Source organism: Aliterella sp. E5.1, from assembly GCF_057473825.1.
The window spans coordinates 14984-30698 of record NZ_JBYCCV010000043.1; the positions used below are offsets into that span (position 1 = coordinate 14984).

Below are 15715 nucleotides of genomic sequence, written 5' to 3' on the forward strand. Positions count from 1 at the left end.
ATAAATAATTGTCTTTTTTTAGAGTCGGTGCTTTACCGTTTTTCTCTAAGTAACATGACTATATACATCTAGCACGATTATTGTAAACTAAAACTTGATTTTTTCCCTAGATCGTATAACTTAATTGCAACCGTCTAAACTTTAATTAGTAAGGTAGGTTTTGCTAGTTTTAAATAGTTTTTAACTAAGTTATGAGTAGAGAAAGATTGCTCCGTAAAACTACTGAGCAATTGTGAAATTACTTACTTGTCTGGGTATTTCAAACATCTTCAAAGCTAGTTTTGCTAGTTTTGAAATTAATTTATTTGGATATTAGCAAGTAAATTAAAAATGTCAAGCTTACTGCTATATGACTACCGCTTGGTAGCAACTCCCAGTAATTAGTCTTCCGAGACAAGCATTAACTTTTTCAAACAGGCTAATCCTTGCTTGACTCGACGAGATACGGTGATAACACTAATACCTAAATGTTCTGCTACTTCTTTTTGAGTTAAATCATATAAAAACACAAACTTCAAGATTTCATGAGTTTTTTGTTCTAATTGAACTAAAGCTTCTTGCAGGCGAATTTGATCTTCTTGCGCTAGTTGAAAACTGCTGTATTGCGAGTCAGGAACTGTATCACCCAACAAAGCGGAATCTTCATCTCCGTCTTGGGCTGGGGTGTCTAAGCTCAAAGGAGAGCGGTTAGTCCAAGCAAGCTTGACTTCTTGCCATTCACCAATAGTGATATCTAAAGCAGTAGCAACTTCAATATCTGTAGGCTGGCGGTTGTGCTTTTGTTGTAGTTGGCGGGTAATTCCTACGGCTTGTTGTTGCAAGGCTAACCAGCGTCGAGGAATTCTAACCATGACTCCTTTGTCGCGGAGATAGTGTTGGATTTCACCGCGAATGTAGGGAATAGCAAAGGAACTAAACGCAATTCCTTTAGATAGTTCAAATTTTTCAATAGCGCGAATCAAACCTAAACAGCCCACTTGAAGCAAATCGTCATAGCTTTCTGTACATTGATTAGTCCAGTAGTATGCTTCTTTTCTTACCAATCCATAGTTGAGCGTAACAATTTCGTTACGGATACTAGCGGATTGTGACTGCTGATATTCTCGTAGCAGAGTCGCGCTCTCTTGCTTAACTTCACTATTGGTTCCGGTATATGCTAACACCATATTTTTTCTCTACTACGTCAATTTTGAGATTAATAATACTAAACTGGGCAAACTACGAAATTATCTATAAAAAAGTGAAGTAAGAAGGAGTTGAGGAGGGTTTAGTAGCAGTCACAGTTAGGGGAGCTATCTAGATTGGGTCTTCAACAGTTTCAATCCTAAGAATATTAATTTTGTTGCTAGTTTTGCTACCGAAATTCCACTGAATTTTAGTTGCGATCGCCTGAATATACGAGGAAATTACTAAGTTAAACTACGCGATCGCATGATTTGCCCTGAATAATAAAGAATTTATCCACAAAAAAAGGGCTAAATGCCCTTTTAGCTGCAAAATTAAGTTGTTCGATGTTTAAGTGCGATCGCTTTGCGCCATCGCTACTTTAGGTTGCGGAAGAATCAATCCGAGCGAAAAATAAGCCGCGAATTTTAACTTCCTTAGCTTCGGCGGCTCCTAAATCGGTATCAGAAGGCTGTTCGCTCTCGAAAGTACCAGCGATTTCTCCAGTATTGCTGTCTACTTTAGCAATTTGTAAAGAAATTTTACCTTCCCCTACTTCAGCCTGCTTCATATTGGCGCGGGTAAGTTCTTCGTCATCGGCACTAGAAGGTAAAGCTACCGCATTATCGTACCCGGCAGTTACACCACGACCCTTGGGATCGAGAAACGCCGAACCCCGGTAGGAAGGAACTTTAAATTTGCCTTCAAAATCCGTTGAGGTGTTGATGCTAGTCAAACCAGGCTGAGACTGAGCAACCAATCCTTTAATGGTGAACAAAAACGGTACTCGTTCGCCACCAGGCAATTGAACAGTGATAGCCTGGAAGTCAAGACCATCTTCTTCCACAAAAGTCAAACTGCGATCTTCATTTAATTTTAGTTTGCCCTGTACTTGGTCAATGGTCGAGGTATAGCGGGTCAAAAGTTTTCCGCCAATAAACTCGGCTTTTTGACGTTTGTTGACAGGTTCTTCTTTAATAAAGAAAGTAGTAGGTTCTAAGCAAAGTTCAGTAAGTTTATAAGACTGATTTGGATCGAGGGGAATCGATCCGCGAGTAGTCTCTGCCATTTGTGGGCATTTGTTGGCAAGACCTGTACCTCTAATTTGGTCGTAGGTGAGTACATCTCGACTTTCCGATGCCATCGTAGCATCACTACAAGCAGTGATTAATCCTAAAAATACTGCTAAGAGGGAAATAATTAAAGCGCGATACCTCATGGTTAACCTCAATGTTTAAACTCCATTTTTAACCGATAGCCCTAATAATACTATTGAAATTGGGCTAATATCGGATGCCTCGTTACGAAGGTGCGTTTTCTACAGTCGTAGCAGGACGCTCTTTAGGATATAGCTACCCTTAGCCGTAATCGCACTTTAAGCAACTAGGCAGTGGTTTAAACTACATCCCCTGCAACCATTTTTTCAAGAAGCTCTTGAACTGCGTTAACTTACCCCAAAGGTGACGGTTTGCAGCATGGTTCACTTAGGACCTCAATACAGAATTTTACACGGGGATGTTACGTTTACTTTGGGGAGCATTTAGATAATCTATGGCTTTGAGACGCAAAGCCATAAATTTTATTGGATGCAGGAATATTTGATGGAGGAGTAAGCGAGGAATTTTAATGGATAAAAGTACGGATATTGGGGCAAAACTAGAAGCTATTAGTACAGATATCCAAGCTTTAGCCCAAAGCTGTCGAGGTGATAGTTTAGCACTATTAGCGTTGCTGCGATTCCTGGAAGCACTACATAGAGAGATTCGAGAAGGAGTTTTTCAAGAGTCTCTACCTGATAGCCGCCACGGATTTCACGATTTGCTCAAGGATATTGAATCTAATGGAGGCTGGCCATACATTGAAAGGATGAAATTGCAATCTTTAATAGACAATTGGTTTATTGAGAATGAGCTTGAAATAAGTGGATCTGCAAACCTATCCGAAACTTCTGACAATTTACAATCGATGTCTGATTAATTTATTGCTTCTAGTTAGATTGCCGATTAGCAACCGGGAAAACTAATTTTTTGGCGATCGCGAAACTCCTAATTGGCAGTTGTTAATTCTTTGTAAAGTCAAATTGCAGTTTGTACCTGTCTTAGCATCGGGCTAAAAACTTCTATTTCGGTTATTTTCACAGCTTTCCTTATCGCCAATTACCCAATGAACTTTTTTGATAAGTTAAATGCCGCGATCGCGCTAAATCAAAGTTTGCTATTTGTGGGACTCGATCCTAACGTAGAAATGATGCCTGAGAGCGGTGAGCAAGATGTTATTGCCAATTTGTCCGATTGGCTGCAATTGATTATCGCTCAAACTGCCGATTTGGTTTGTGCTTACAAGCCTACCTTGGGCTTCTACGAGGCTTTGGGCGGGCGCGGGATGGAATTGCTAGAACAAACGTTGAAAGCCATCCCCAGTCATATTCCAGTGATTTTAGATGCTAAACATAGCGATATAAATACCAGTAGCGTTTTTGCGCGGACTATATTTACGCAATGGGGAGTAGATGCTATTACTGTTAGTCCTTATGTAGGGCAAGATCATGTCGCACCGTTTTTAGTCTATCCAGGTAAGGCGGTATTTGTCTTAGCTTGTACTTCTAATCTGGGTGCAACTACTTTGCAGCAGTATCCCAATAACGATGCTCCCTTGTACTTGCAGGTGGTTAAAGCCGCCCAAACTTGGGGGACTTTAGAACAAGTTGGCTTGGAAGTCGGGACAACATCACCAGAGGTTTTAGCTAGAGTGCGAGCGATCGCGCCAGAACGAGTTATACTAGCGCGGAGCATTTGGGCAGATGGCGGTAATTTAAACAATATTTTAACGGCGGGTTTAAATAGTAATGGGGATGGTTTACTAATTCCCGTTCCCCAAGATATGTTGGCAAGTAGGCAGCCTGGGGCGATTGATTCATTACGCTTGGGAATTAACCAAATTAGAGAACAAGTTATTTCTGATGCTTCTAGTTGTTCTATTTGGTTGCCTGATGTTTGTCTATTAAATCAACACCGTTATCTAGATTTAATTTTGCAACTTTACGATCTTGGTTGCATTATGTTTGGTGATTTTGTCCAAGCTTCTGGAGCAACTTTTCCTTACTACGTGGATTTACGAAAAATCATTTCCAATCCGCAAGTTTTCTCGTTAATTTTGACAGCTTATGCAGATATATTAAAAACTTTGCAATTTGACCGCATTGCTGGAATTCCCTATGGTTCGCTGCCTACAGCTACAGGTTTGTCGATGCGTCTAAGTTACCCGATGATTTTTCCCCGCAAAGAAGTCAAAGCTCACGGAACTCGAAAAGTTATTGAAGGAAATTTTTGTCCCGGCGAAACTGTTGTTGTCGTTGATGATATTTTGATTAGCGGTAAAAGCGCAATTGAAGGCGCTCAAAAACTAGAATCTGCGGGATTAAAAGTTAACGATATTGTCGTGTTTATGGATCACGAGCAAGGCGTTAAAGATAGATTGAAAGCTAGTGGCTATTGCGCTCATTCTGTTTTAACTATTTCAGAAATTACCAAAACCCTGTATGAAGCTGGGCGCATTGATGACGAACAATTTAAAGTTTTTAGAGAAGATTAATTGCTGGAATTAAATGATTATTTTGCTCAAAAAATAGCTCTACCACACGTAAAATACCTACTTTGTCATTTATGGCAAGGTAGGTATTTTATAAAGCTTAAAAATAAATGTTAGTTAATTTTCTTTATCGACTTCACCGCTATAACCAGGAGATGCTTCGTAAAGTGCATCTAAATGAGCGCGGGCATCTTGAACGTCAATGGAGCGCATAACTAAAAGCGGATCTCTAATTATTTTGCCCGCGTTATCTAAAAATTCTGGATGGGGAACTGAACGTGCCATTCTTGAACCCGAACCATACTTACCGCGATCGTAGGATGACTGCCCTTTAGAGTAAACACCATCACCTTCAACGCTAAACACGATCAAGTTGCGGATCAAATTGCTCACGGCAATCAAGGCAAGAGTTGTAAAAGCCAAAATGTAAAGTAGGTGTAACATTGCGTTGTCCTCTAAGGCAGTCGTTTAAAAAGTCGTTCAAAAGGTGTATTAACTGATCTAACACTCAATAATAAATTATCAAGTGTCTTTAGATTTTATTTAGGTTTCTCGCTTTCTTTCAAGTCAGAACTTTGCAAACGCAAGCGCATCGCTACTTTCCAGCATTCTGTAACCAGTTGATGCCAGGGCATGAGCGCGGACATTTCAATCCCAACTTGTTCTCCAGTAGCTTCAAACATAATTTGCGCGACACTTACTTCTTGCTTTGCCTGTTTGACACGCGCTAGCAAATCTGACTGCTCCTGGGAAGTCAAAAAATCACTTCTCTCAGTTTCCAACAATGACAGACTGCGCCCAAACCAATACTGAAAATCTTGCAAAAGTGGCTTTAACACTGTTTTGAGCAATTCTGGCTCCGGCAAGTTTGAGTTCAGCATGAATAAAAAATAGATGAGTATTTTCCTCCTCTATATTAACTTAATTTAAGTTTCTTAATAATAAGCAATCAACTTTAATAAAAAACAGCGTTCTGGGCTGAATTTGCGTGAAGTTGCGCCAAGGTAAGCATTTTGAGACTTTAGTTACAATACTTGGGCAGATGGATAGGAGCTAGATAGATAAAATAAAGAGAGTGAAAACTAATAAATCGGTCTGAAGGTTTAGGCAAATGTACTTAAACCAAAACGATAAATAGGCGATCGCACTTTAAAATAAACTTGCTGAAGTCCTAGCCAACCAAAATAAATCCGCCGATGTCAGTCTCCCTATCTCCCGAACAACCAGAAAAAATGTATTTGCCTCGTAGTAGCGAATCTCCACAATTGCAAAAAATTCGCCATACCGCTTCTCATGTGATGGCGATGGCGGTACAAAAGCTATTTCCCAAGGCACAAGTGACTATCGGACCTTCGATTGAAAATGGGTTTTACTACGACTTTGACAACCCAGAACCATTTACTGAAAAAGATCTTAAAGCCATCCAAAAAGAGATGGTGAAAATTATTAATCGCAAGTTGCCTGTAATGCGCGAAGAAGTAAACCGGGAAGAAGCAACTAGCCGCATCAAAGAGCTTAACGAGCCTTACAAATTAGAGATATTAGAGGGCATTACTGAGCCGATTACAATTTACCACTTAGGTAAAGAATGGTGGGACTTGTGCGCGGGTCCGCACGTAGAAAATACTAGCGATTTGCACCCAAAAGCGATCGAACTTGAAAGCGTCGCAGGGGCATACTGGCGCGGAGATGAAACCAAAGCTCAATTGCAGCGCATCTATGGGACAGCTTGGGAAACTCCAGAACAACTAGCAGAATATAAACGGCGCAAAGAAGAAGCACTAAAGCGCGATCATCGAAAACTAGGTAAAGAACTAGGCTTATTTATCTTCTCTGATGAAGTAGGTCCAGGTTTGCCTTTGTGGACACCCAAAGGAACTGTACTAAGAAGCACTTTAGAAGGCTTCTTGCAGCAAGAGCAGCTAAAACGCGGCTATCAACCAGTCGTAACACCGCACATCGCTAGAGTAGATTTATTTAAAACTTCTGGACACTGGCAGAAATATCAAGAAGATATGTTTCCGCTAATGGCGGAGGATGAGCAAGCCGCCGCCGCCGAACAAGGTTTTGTCCTCAAACCAATGAATTGCCCTTTTCATATCCAAATTTACAAAAGCGAATTGCGTTCCTACCGCGAACTACCAATGCGTTTAGCTGAATTTGGCACAGTGTACCGTTACGAACAATCGGGCGAACTTGGCGGCTTAACTAGAGTACGCGGCTTTACTGTGGATGACTCCCACCTATTTGTCACGCCAGAACAATTAGATGATGAATTTCTCAATGTCGTCGATTTAATTTTGTCGGTGTTTAAAAGCTTACAACTCAAGAACTTCAAAGCACGGCTGAGTTTTAGAGATCCCGCTTCTGATAAGTACATTGGTTCGGATGAAGCTTGGGAAAAAGCTCAAGGAGCAATTCGCCGTGCTGTAGAAAAGCTAGGAATGGCTCACTTTGAAGGTATAGGAGAAGCTGCATTTTATGGTCCCAAACTTGACTTTATTTTCAGCGATGCTCTAGAAAGAGAGTGGCAGTTAGGGACGGTACAAGTAGACTACAACTTACCAGAACGCTTCGATTTGGAGTATGTGGGAGAAGACGGTACTCGCAAACGTCCGGTAATGATTCACCGCGCTCCTTTTGGCTCATTGGAACGCTTAATCGGGATCTTAATTGAGGAGTACGCCGGAGACTTCCCGTTATGGCTTGCGCCCGTACAAGTAAGATTACTACCTGTAAGCGATGCCCAGAGAGACTTTACCCTTGAAGTAGCCAATACAATGCGATCGCGCGGTATCCGGGTGGAAGCAGATACCAGTAACGAACGTTTGGGTAAACTCATTCGCAACGCCGAAAAAGACAAAATCCCCGTCATGGCTGTAGTGGGAGCAAAAGAAGTGGAAGCTAATAGCCTCAGCATCCGCACCCGCGCCTCTGGGGAATTGGGCAGCATACCAATAGATGAGGTAGTGGAAAAAATCGTCCATGCGATCGCCGAGTATAGTAACTTCTAAATGAGCGAAATAACAGTTCGGGCTTTTGAAATGGCTGATTGGGAAGATGTTGCCGTACTGTTTCTTGCGGCTAATTGCCGTTGGGGAACGCTGCAAATGCCTTACCAATCTCGCGATCGCATTAAGCACAAATTGGCAAATGCCCCGCCAGGAATGCACGAGCTAGTGGCTGTTATTGATAACGAACAGAAAGTTGTAGGTTTTGTTAGTTTGCGGACTTTTAGCGATCGCCGTTCTCATGTGGGACAAATAGGTATATTCGTTCATGACGACTACCAAAATCAGGGTATTGGTTCGCGGCTAATGGCAGCAATTATCGATTTGGCTGAAAACTGGTTGAACCTGAAGCGGCTGGAGTTGCAAGTAAATATAGATAATCCTAGTGCTATTCATCTTTACGAGAAGTTTGGTTTTGAAAAAGAAGGAACTTTGAGAAAAAATGCTTTTCGCGATGGTGCGTACATCGATGCTTATACGATGGCAAAGGTGAGCGTATAGAAGTAGGAATTATTCATGTCCAAAACTGCTGTTAATGTTACTGTTCCCGCCACTACTGCAAATTTAGGGGCGGGTTTTGATTGTATTGGGGCTGCTTTAACTCTGTATAACCAGTTCAAATTTACTCCCGTCGATTCGGGTTTTAGTATCTCAGTTAGTGGTTTAGAGGCGCAAAAAGTAAGTACCGACCAAAGCAATCTCGCCTATCAGTCTTTTGTCAAGTTTTATGAACATAGAGGCGAAAAGACTCCCCCCGTGCATATAGAGATTGGGCTAGATGTGCCTCTGGCGCGGGGTTTGGGTAGTTCGGCAACGGCGATTGTAGGGGGCTTGATGGGGGCGAATCACTTAGCGGGTTTGCCTTTGAGTTCTGATGAAATTATGGATCTGGCGATCGCATTTGAAGGGCATCCAGATAATGTAGTTCCCGCTTTGCTTGGTGGCTGTCGGTTGGCGGCGAGTGGAGATAGTTGGGCAATTTGCGATGTACCTTGGCATGAATCTATTGTGCCTGTAGTTGCTATTCCAGATTTTGAGCTTTCGACAGCCGAGGCGCGGCGGGTTTTGCCGAATCAAGTTAGTCGCGCTGACGCAATTTTTAATACGGCGCATTTGGGTTTACTTATCCGCGCTTTGCAAACCGGACGGGCTGATTGGCTAAAGGTGGCGCTGCAAGACAGGTTGCATCAGCCTTATCGTCAAGCGCTAATTCATGGGTTTGAGGCGGTACAAAAAGCTGCTATGGAGGCGGGTGCTTTGGGCTTGGTTATTAGTGGCGCGGGTCCAACTCTACTTGTATTAGTAGACAAAATGCAGGCAGCTAAAGTAGAAAGTGCGATCGCATCAGCTTGGGAAGGTGCGGGGGTAATAGTGGATGTGCGATCGCTCGATCTTGATTCTCAAGGTGCTAAGGCTGATATTGTCTAACTTTCAGTCAATGGCAGCAGCTAAATATTTGCTGCCATTTTTGGATTTAGTTTACAAAACTTTAGTATTTTGTACCCGCCTAAGTATTTGTGCCTAAGTTTTTTACGAAGAAAGTGGATTTTCCATAGATTTACCCCCTTACAAAAATTCACTTAGCTTCATACAATAAAACTATAGCCAATAGGTATAAATCCTTAGTTATGATTAGCGCCGAATTTCCGTGGTTGAGTCTGATTACTTTGTTGCCTGTAGTGGCTGCCTTCGCCATTCCCTTCATTCCTGACAACAAAACAAAAATTGTCCGTTGGTATGCTCTTGGAGTTGGAATTGTAGATTTAGCTTTAATGCTTTACTGCTTTTCGTCTAGCTACGACTTACAAGAATCTACATTTCAGTTATTTGATAGTTATGCTTGGATTCCTCAGTTAGGAATTAGGTGGTCGGTAGCCGTTGATGGGTTATCAATGCCTTTGGTACTACTTACAGGCTTAATTACTACTTTAGCGATGTTGGCAGCTTGGAAAGTTGAAAAAAAATCCAAGCTGTTTTATTTTTTAATGCTGGCGATGTACAGCGCCCAAATCGGCGTATTTGTCGCTCAAGATATGCTCTTATTTTTCCTAATGTGGGAATTGGAGTTAGTTCCGGTTTACTTATTAATCTCAATATGGGGCGGTGAAAAGCGCCGCTACGCAGCCACTAAATTTATTATCTATATGGCAGCAGCTTCTATATTTATTTTGGTAGGAGGCTTAGCAATGGCTTTCTGCGGTGAAACTGTAACTTTTGACATGACGACTTTGGGATATAAAGAATATCCCAAAGTATTTGAACTACTTGTCTATGCAGGCTTTTTGATTGCCTTTGGCGTGAAGCTGCCAATTTTCCCCCTACATACTTGGTTGCCCGATGCTCATAGTGAAGCTTCCGCACCTGTATCGATGATTTTGGCGGGAGTTATGCTGAAAATGGGCGGGTACGCACTAATTCGCCTAAATATCGAGATGCTGCCCAATGCTCACGTTTATTTCGCCCCAGTATTAGTAATTTTGGGTGTAGTCAATATTATTTACGGTTCCTTGGCTGCCTTTGCTCAAGATCATTTAAAACGACGCTTGGCTTATTCTTCCATCGCACACATGGGTTTTGTGTTGATTGGAATTGCCTCCTTTACTGAGCTTGGTATCGGTGGTGCGGTATTGCAAATGGTTTCCCACGGCTTGATTGCTGCTAGTTTATTCTTCCTTTCTGGAATAACTTATGAGCGCACCCACACCCTAGCAATGGAAAAGTTAGGCGGAATGGCAAAACAAATGCCTACAGTCTTCGCTTTGTTTACAATGGGTTCCTTGGCCTCCTTGGGTTTACCAGGAATGAGCGGTTTTGTCGGCGAACTTACAGTATTTTTAGGAATTGCAACTAGCGACGTTTACAGTTCTAGCTTTAAAGTTGTTGTAGTATTTCTAGCAGCAGTAGGCTTGATTCTTACCCCGATTTACTTACTCGCTATGTTGCGTCAAACTTTCTACGGAGAGCAAAAGTCAGGCATAGTAATTGAGAGTTTCTTGGGAGACGCGAAGCCCCGCGAGATATTTATTACTGCTTGCTTGCTAGTTCCCATTATTGGTATCGGCTTGTATCCTAAGATTGCTACCCAAGTTTATGATGTAAAAACTGTAGCTGTAGCCGCTCAAGTACGCAACGTATTGCCAGTAATTGCTCAACAACAACCCGCAAGCTTGTATGCTCGGACTTTGGGCGCTCCATCTTTGGCAAGTTCGGATACACAATAGAAAACGTCGGGTTTCTAATCTACGTAAACAAGTTTAAAAAGTCCGCTCTAGGCGGACTTTTTATTTGTAGCTCTACTTAGGCAAGATGTTTAGTTCTAATTAATCGCGTTAGAATAATTTTCCATTTATCTACTTTTCAATGTTCTTACGTTCTTATCCCATGAAAGTTTTATCCTCTTTAGCGATCGCACCGATTGTTGCTTTAGTCTGCTCAACGGCTGCTTTTGCCAAAGTGCAAACTCAAGTAGTCGAATACAAGCATGGCAATACGGTATTAGAAGGCTATCTAGCTTACGATGACGCAATCAAAGGGCAACGCCCAGGAGTGATGATCGTCCATGAATGGACGGGTTTAGGACCTTACGTTAAACGGCGTTCCGAGCAACTAGCACGCCTTGGCTACGTCGCTTTCGCCGTTGATATGTATGGTAAAGGGATTAGACCAACAAATCCCAAAGATGCCGCCGCCCAAGCTACTATATATAAATCCGATCGCCAACTGATGCGCGATCGCGCATCAGCAGGATTGAAGGTATTGCAAGATAACAAACTTACTGACAAAAACCGCATCGCTGCTATTGGTTACTGTTTTGGTGGTACTACAGTTTTAGAAGTAGCAAGAAGCGGTGCAAATGTTGCAGGTGTAGTTAGTTTTCATGGCAACTTAGATACGCCCAACCCCAAAGATGCAGCAAATATTAAGAGTAAAGTTTTAGTTCTCCACGGTGCGGACGATCCTTTAGTTCCCGAAGCCCAAGTTGATGCCTTTGAAAACGAGATGCGTCAAGCAAAAGTTGACTGGCAATTGGTAGAGTACGGAGGGGCGGTACATAGTTTTACTAACCCCGAAGCTGGTAAAGATGCTTCCAAAGGTGTCGCTTACAACCCTACTGCCGATAGACGCTCTTTTGCAGATATGCAGCAGTTTTTTGCCGAACTATTTGCAGCCAAGAAATCTTCGTAAATAGTAATATTAAGGCGATCGCTTAAGTAAAAGTAGCGATCGCTTTAAAACTTATTTTTTAGACAAAATTATCCATACAGCGTGGATAATTCCAGGGACGTAGCCAAAAAGTGTTAAGACAATATTTATCCAAAAATCTGTTCCTATCCCTACCTGAAGGAAAACACCTAGAGGCGGTATAAAGATTGCAGCTATTAGGCGAATAATATCCATAGTAGTCTCCTTTGTTGTAGCTGCTAACCTTACGATGCCATTATGGCGATCACAGCTACTATATTACTTTTTTAAGATGCCACGAATTAGCACTGATGACATCTCTATAGAGACAGATTGAATCATTTTTCAACCACCACTAATTTTAGCTTTGTAGCCCAACTGCGTCAAAATCTGTAAAAGCTTTTGGGTATGTTCTCCCTGAATCTCAATCTCATTTTCTTTTACTGTTCCCCCCGTACCGCACTGAGTTTTTAACTTTTTTACAAGTTCAGTTAAAGTTTCATTTTTAGCCTGAAAACCAGTAATTACAGTAACAGTTTTGCCTTTACGTCCTTTACGCGAAGCTTGGATTCTGACATTTTGCTCCGCCGGGGGTAAGTCAGCAACTCCCCTTTCTAAAGCTGGATTACTATCGCCAAACTCTCGATAAACAAAACGGGTTTCATTCGATTTAGTCGAGTCCGAAGACTTGCGATTATGGGATGCCATAAAAATAATTAAGCGGATTAGCCTATCTATATTAACTTGTGCAAGCGCCACCGCCGAGGGAACCCAAGGGAACAATCCGCGCCACTCCACCATTTATAATGAAACTATCCCAACACTTGAAACTTTTGTGACACCTATTTTCACTATCGCTAAATTTCTAGAAAATAGCCCATAATGCAAAAACTCTTACCAGGAATACTGTTCGCTATGCTTACTATCTCTAGCTGTAGTGTTCCTTTGAATGCAGACATCGGCTTACCATCGCCGGACACTGTAGCCGCTTCTCCTAGCATACCGCCGTCAGCTATGGAAAAATCTATTCACCAACAAATCAATCAATATCGCCAGTCGTGCAAGTTACCGCCTTTAACTCTCGACTCGCGCATCAGCGCCCAGGCAAAAATTCACAGTCAAAATATGGCAAGTGGTAAAGTTCCTTTTAGCCATCAAGGTTTTGATGGGCGCGTTTCTGTGATTCGCAGCCAAATTAACTATCGTGCAGCCGCAGAAAATGTTGCTTTCAATCAAGGATATTCTAACCCCGCTAAGCAAGCTGTAGATGGTTGGATAAAAAGTGACGGTCATCGAGTTAATATTGAAGGTCAATACAACTTGACTGGTATCGGCGTTGCCAAAAATGCCAAGAATGAATACTACTTTACTCAGCTATTTATCAACCGCCGTTAACCTAATGGAATTACCAGACTTTCAAGTATGCGATCGCGATCTTCAGGGCGATATCTTAGCGCAATATTTAAGCGCTGAAGCCATTGCTGTAGATACCGAAACTATGGGGTTGTTGCCAACGCGCGATCGCTTGTGTTTAGTGCAGATATGCGATCTTCAAGGGATAGTTACAGTAGTCCGCATTGCCAAAAATCAAACCGATGCTCCAAAATTAAAGCAATTACTAGAAAGTGTTGAAGTTATTAAAGTTTTTCACTTTGCCCGGTTCGATTTAGCAACTTTGCGTCAGCATTTGAATATTCACGTCACCCCAGTATTTTGTACAAAAATTGCTAGTAAATTAGCTAGAACTTATACAAATCGACATGGATTAAAAGAGTTAATCCAAGAATTAGAAAACGTAGAATTAGACAAAAGCGCTCAAAGTTCCGATTGGGGAAATGCAGCAAATTTGTCGGATAAGCAATTAAATTATGCTTCTAATGATGTTCGTTATCTCCTAAGTGCTAGACAAAAGTTAATTGTTATGCTCGAACGCGAAGAAAGATTAAATCTGGCTACAAGATGCTTTGAAGCTTTACCTACTATAGTTACTTTAGATTTATTACAGTTCAAAGATTTGTTTGAGCATTAATAATTATTGATTATCTATATACTCACCTAGATAATCTATTTCATTGTCAAAAACTAATTATATATCGTTAGACTGATGCGAAGAAATCCAAAACATTCAAAGATTATAATGCAATGATTGCAGAGATTACGTCTGTAACCAAAGTAGTTTAATTGACAAAAGCATGGTAGGAGTATTTATTATGAAGCGCGTAACTTCTTGGCTACAAAGCATTAACATAAAGCAAATCATAACAGTGTTTCTCGTAGGTTTAACATTTTTAATTAGTAGTGCTTTTGATATTCACGGAAATCAACTACAAGCTCAAGCAGAGCCAGTAACGCCCGAAGCTACTCAATACAAAATTGATGGGGGTGAAAGCGAAGCAGAAATCAAGGCAAATAGAATCAAAGATAACGCCGAAAAATCAGCAAAGTTACTTGAAGACGAAGGCATAAGTATCAAAAATAGAGCCGCCGAAGATAAAGGAAAAAATATTTTTGAAACTGTCAAAGAAAAACTAAATCTTGACGAGCCGATTGATCCAGGTACAAAAAAAGCTGGCGAACAATTGAAAGAAGCAGCAGAGGAAGTAGTTAAAGCACCTCAAAAAGCTCTAAAAGATATTAGTAAGTAATTTAAAGTAAAATTGGCTTTTAGCTAATCCCTCCTAAATTTAGGAGGGATTAACTTTGTATAGTCTGTAAGATCGGTGAATTATGGAAATTAGTTTTTTATCCAAACTAATCGCTCAACTAACTGAAACTGAATCTATAAATCTTGCCAAAAGTATTAAGCATCAAAAAATAGCTACCCCTTTAAGTCAAAGAGCGATCGCAACTTCCTACGTCCAGCAAGGTAATACCGGAACGCCAATATTATTACTTCACGGTTTTGATAGCTCCGTTTTAGAATTTCGGCGCTTGTTACCACTACTTGCTACTCAAAATCAAACATGGGCAGTAGATTTGTTAGGTTTTGGCTTTACAGATAGACCTAAAGAAATCAAAATTAGCCCAAGTGCGATCGCAATTCACTTATACTCCTTCTGGAAAACCCTAATTAATCAGCCAGTAATATTAGTTGGCGCATCAATGGGAGGTGCAGCCGCTATCGACTTTACCCTTAATTATCCCCAAGCTGTCAAAAAATTAGTATTAATAGATAGCGCAGGTTTTAGCGCTGGATCGGCAATGGGCAAATTTATGTTTCCGCCCCTAGGCTATTTAGCTACGCAATTTTTACGCAACCCCAAAGTCCGCGCCAGTATCAGCCGCACTGCTTACAAAGACAGAAGTCTTGCTTCCCTTGATGCTCAACAATGTGCAGCCTTGCATCTGAATATGCCTGATTGGAATACAGCTTTAATCTCCTTTACTCAAAGCGGTGGCTATACTTCCTTTAAAGACAAACTTGCTCATATTAAGCAATCAACACTAATTTTGTGGGGCAATGCAGACAGAATACTAGGTATAGCTGACGCAGAAAAATTTAATAGAGCGATTTCTCATAGTCAACTAATTTGGCTCAATGATTGCGGACACGTCCCTCACTTAGAGCAGCCGCAACTTACCGCCCAACACATCCTTAAATTTACCTCTAGCTAGTCTTAGGTGCAAGGACTTGAGCTATAAACGGCTTTGTTGCATGAAACAGAAAAAAGACACACCAACTCTTAGCAGAGTTAATGATTATTTTTCCACGTTGTAGCTATCTGGTTTGCCTAATTGAATCATGGGATTAAGTGCAGCACATTGCAGGA

At 41.3% G+C, this 15715-nt stretch carries 17 protein-coding genes; 11 read left to right on the forward strand and 6 right to left on the reverse strand.

Features of this window, described 5'->3' with window-relative positions; all coding sequences use genetic code 11:
• Positions 1-380: 380 nt before the first annotated feature.
• Both AC2VE5_RS14605 and psbO read right to left on the reverse strand, forming a co-directional pair.
• Positions 381-1166, reverse strand: a complete 786-nt coding sequence (locus AC2VE5_RS14605; RefSeq protein WP_486888470.1) for an RNA polymerase sigma factor SigF — start codon at positions 1164-1166, stop codon at positions 381-383.
• Between the two features lie 380 nt (positions 1167-1546).
• Positions 1547-2383 (reverse strand): photosystem II manganese-stabilizing polypeptide, encoded by an 837-nt coding sequence (gene psbO / locus AC2VE5_RS14610; protein ID WP_486888471.1) that lies wholly within the window; start codon positions 2381-2383, stop codon positions 1547-1549.
• A 407-nt stretch (positions 2384-2790) separates the two neighbouring features.
• Here psbO and AC2VE5_RS14615 point away from each other — a divergent pair, with 407 nt between their 5' ends.
• On the forward strand, positions 2791-3141 hold the full coding sequence (locus AC2VE5_RS14615; protein ID WP_486888472.1) for a hypothetical protein: 351 nt from the start codon (positions 2791-2793) through the stop codon (positions 3139-3141).
• A gap of 186 nt (positions 3142-3327) precedes the next feature.
• Positions 3328-4755, forward strand: a complete 1428-nt coding sequence (locus tag AC2VE5_RS14620) for a bifunctional orotidine-5'-phosphate decarboxylase/orotate phosphoribosyltransferase (protein ID WP_486888473.1) — start codon at positions 3328-3330, stop codon at positions 4753-4755.
• A gap of 114 nt (positions 4756-4869) precedes the next feature.
• On the opposite strand, the gene AC2VE5_RS14625 is transcribed toward AC2VE5_RS14620, so the two are convergent.
• The gene (locus AC2VE5_RS14625; RefSeq protein WP_486888474.1) at positions 4870-5196 is read right to left on the reverse strand and encodes a DUF2973 domain-containing protein; all 327 of its coding nucleotides are present in this window, start codon (positions 5194-5196) and stop codon (positions 4870-4872) included.
• A 95-nt stretch (positions 5197-5291) separates the two neighbouring features.
• Positions 5292-5633: a DUF2605 domain-containing protein gene (locus AC2VE5_RS14630; protein ID WP_486888475.1), complete on the reverse strand. Its 342-nt coding sequence runs from the start codon at positions 5631-5633 to the stop codon at positions 5292-5294.
• Positions 5634-5948: 315 nt separating this feature from the next.
• Here AC2VE5_RS14630 and thrS point away from each other — a divergent pair, with 315 nt between their 5' ends.
• The 5 genes from thrS to AC2VE5_RS14655 all read left to right on the forward strand — a co-directional run bounded on the left by thrS (position 5949) and on the right by AC2VE5_RS14655 (position 11948).
• Positions 5949-7766, forward strand: a complete 1818-nt coding sequence (gene thrS / locus AC2VE5_RS14635) for a threonine--tRNA ligase (protein WP_486888476.1) — start codon at positions 5949-5951, stop codon at positions 7764-7766.
• Positions 7767-8264: a GNAT family N-acetyltransferase gene (locus AC2VE5_RS14640; RefSeq protein ID WP_486888477.1), complete on the forward strand. Its 498-nt coding sequence runs from the start codon at positions 7767-7769 to the stop codon at positions 8262-8264. It abuts the gene before it with no gap.
• Positions 8265-8279: 15 nt separating this feature from the next.
• Positions 8280-9191 carry a homoserine kinase gene (gene thrB, locus AC2VE5_RS14645; RefSeq protein WP_486888478.1) on the forward strand — a complete coding sequence of 304 codons (912 nt, stop codon included), beginning with the start codon at positions 8280-8282 and terminating at the stop codon, positions 9189-9191.
• Between the two features lie 200 nt (positions 9192-9391).
• The gene (locus AC2VE5_RS14650; RefSeq protein ID WP_486888479.1) at positions 9392-10984 is read left to right on the forward strand and encodes an NAD(P)H-quinone oxidoreductase subunit 4; all 1593 of its coding nucleotides are present in this window, start codon (positions 9392-9394) and stop codon (positions 10982-10984) included.
• A 160-nt stretch (positions 10985-11144) separates the two neighbouring features.
• On the forward strand, positions 11145-11948 hold the full coding sequence (locus AC2VE5_RS14655) for a dienelactone hydrolase family protein (protein WP_486888480.1): 804 nt from the start codon (positions 11145-11147) through the stop codon (positions 11946-11948).
• A 51-nt stretch (positions 11949-11999) separates the two neighbouring features.
• Here the strand turns inward: AC2VE5_RS14655 and AC2VE5_RS14660 are convergent, their stop codons facing one another.
• Both AC2VE5_RS14660 and AC2VE5_RS14665 read right to left on the reverse strand, forming a co-directional pair.
• Positions 12000-12161, reverse strand: a complete 162-nt coding sequence (locus tag AC2VE5_RS14660; RefSeq protein ID WP_486888481.1) for a YqaE/Pmp3 family membrane protein — start codon at positions 12159-12161, stop codon at positions 12000-12002.
• A gap of 129 nt (positions 12162-12290) precedes the next feature.
• A complete protein-coding gene (locus tag AC2VE5_RS14665) occupies positions 12291-12653 on the reverse strand; it encodes a translation initiation factor (protein WP_486888485.1) in 363 nt (120 codons plus the stop codon).
• A gap of 174 nt (positions 12654-12827) precedes the next feature.
• Here AC2VE5_RS14665 and AC2VE5_RS14670 point away from each other — a divergent pair, with 174 nt between their 5' ends.
• The 4 genes from AC2VE5_RS14670 (at position 12828) to AC2VE5_RS14685 (ending at position 15560) form a co-directional block, all read left to right on the forward strand.
• Complete coding sequence (locus tag AC2VE5_RS14670) at positions 12828-13340, forward strand: CAP domain-containing protein (RefSeq protein WP_486888482.1); 513 nt, start codon at positions 12828-12830, stop codon at positions 13338-13340.
• A 4-nt stretch (positions 13341-13344) separates the two neighbouring features.
• A complete protein-coding gene (locus AC2VE5_RS14675; protein WP_486888486.1) occupies positions 13345-13974 on the forward strand; it encodes a ribonuclease H-like domain-containing protein in 630 nt (209 codons plus the stop codon).
• Positions 13975-14155: 181 nt separating this feature from the next.
• Positions 14156-14590 carry a hypothetical protein gene (locus AC2VE5_RS14680; protein WP_486888483.1) on the forward strand — a complete coding sequence of 145 codons (435 nt, stop codon included), beginning with the start codon at positions 14156-14158 and terminating at the stop codon, positions 14588-14590.
• Between the two features lie 82 nt (positions 14591-14672).
• Complete coding sequence (locus AC2VE5_RS14685; protein ID WP_486888484.1) at positions 14673-15560, forward strand: alpha/beta fold hydrolase; 888 nt, start codon at positions 14673-14675, stop codon at positions 15558-15560.
• The last annotated feature ends 155 nt before the right edge of the window (positions 15561-15715 follow it).

Excerpts from the sequence above, each read along its gene's own strand:
- AC2VE5_RS14640 (WP_486888477.1), top strand. The coding sequence starts at position 7,767 with ATGAGCGAAATAACAGTTCGGGCTTTTGAAATGGCTGATTGGGAAGAT.
- AC2VE5_RS14625 (WP_486888474.1), bottom strand. The coding sequence starts at position 5,196 with ATGTTACACCTACTTTACATTTTGGCTTTTACAACTCTTGCCTTGATT.
- AC2VE5_RS14670 (WP_486888482.1), top strand. The coding sequence starts at position 12,828 with ATGCAAAAACTCTTACCAGGAATACTGTTCGCTATGCTTACTATCTCT.
- thrS (WP_486888476.1), top strand. The coding sequence starts at position 5,949 with ATGTCAGTCTCCCTATCTCCCGAACAACCAGAAAAAATGTATTTGCCT.
- AC2VE5_RS14660 (WP_486888481.1), bottom strand. The coding sequence starts at position 12,161 with ATGGATATTATTCGCCTAATAGCTGCAATCTTTATACCGCCTCTAGGT.
- AC2VE5_RS14650 (WP_486888479.1), top strand. The coding sequence starts at position 9,392 with ATGATTAGCGCCGAATTTCCGTGGTTGAGTCTGATTACTTTGTTGCCT.
- AC2VE5_RS14665 (WP_486888485.1), bottom strand. The coding sequence starts at position 12,653 with ATGGCATCCCATAATCGCAAGTCTTCGGACTCGACTAAATCGAATGAA.
- AC2VE5_RS14630 (WP_486888475.1), bottom strand. The coding sequence starts at position 5,633 with ATGCTGAACTCAAACTTGCCGGAGCCAGAATTGCTCAAAACAGTGTTA.
- AC2VE5_RS14620 (WP_486888473.1), top strand. The coding sequence starts at position 3,328 with ATGAACTTTTTTGATAAGTTAAATGCCGCGATCGCGCTAAATCAAAGT.
- psbO (WP_486888471.1), bottom strand. The coding sequence starts at position 2,383 with ATGAGGTATCGCGCTTTAATTATTTCCCTCTTAGCAGTATTTTTAGGA.
- AC2VE5_RS14680 (WP_486888483.1), top strand. The coding sequence starts at position 14,156 with ATGAAGCGCGTAACTTCTTGGCTACAAAGCATTAACATAAAGCAAATC.
- AC2VE5_RS14615 (WP_486888472.1), top strand. The coding sequence starts at position 2,791 with ATGGATAAAAGTACGGATATTGGGGCAAAACTAGAAGCTATTAGTACA.
- AC2VE5_RS14655 (WP_486888480.1), top strand. The coding sequence starts at position 11,145 with ATGAAAGTTTTATCCTCTTTAGCGATCGCACCGATTGTTGCTTTAGTC.
- AC2VE5_RS14675 (WP_486888486.1), top strand. The coding sequence starts at position 13,345 with ATGGAATTACCAGACTTTCAAGTATGCGATCGCGATCTTCAGGGCGAT.
- thrB (WP_486888478.1), top strand. The coding sequence starts at position 8,280 with ATGTCCAAAACTGCTGTTAATGTTACTGTTCCCGCCACTACTGCAAAT.
- AC2VE5_RS14605 (WP_486888470.1), bottom strand. The coding sequence starts at position 1,166 with ATGGTGTTAGCATATACCGGAACCAATAGTGAAGTTAAGCAAGAGAGC.
- AC2VE5_RS14685 (WP_486888484.1), top strand. The coding sequence starts at position 14,673 with ATGGAAATTAGTTTTTTATCCAAACTAATCGCTCAACTAACTGAAACT.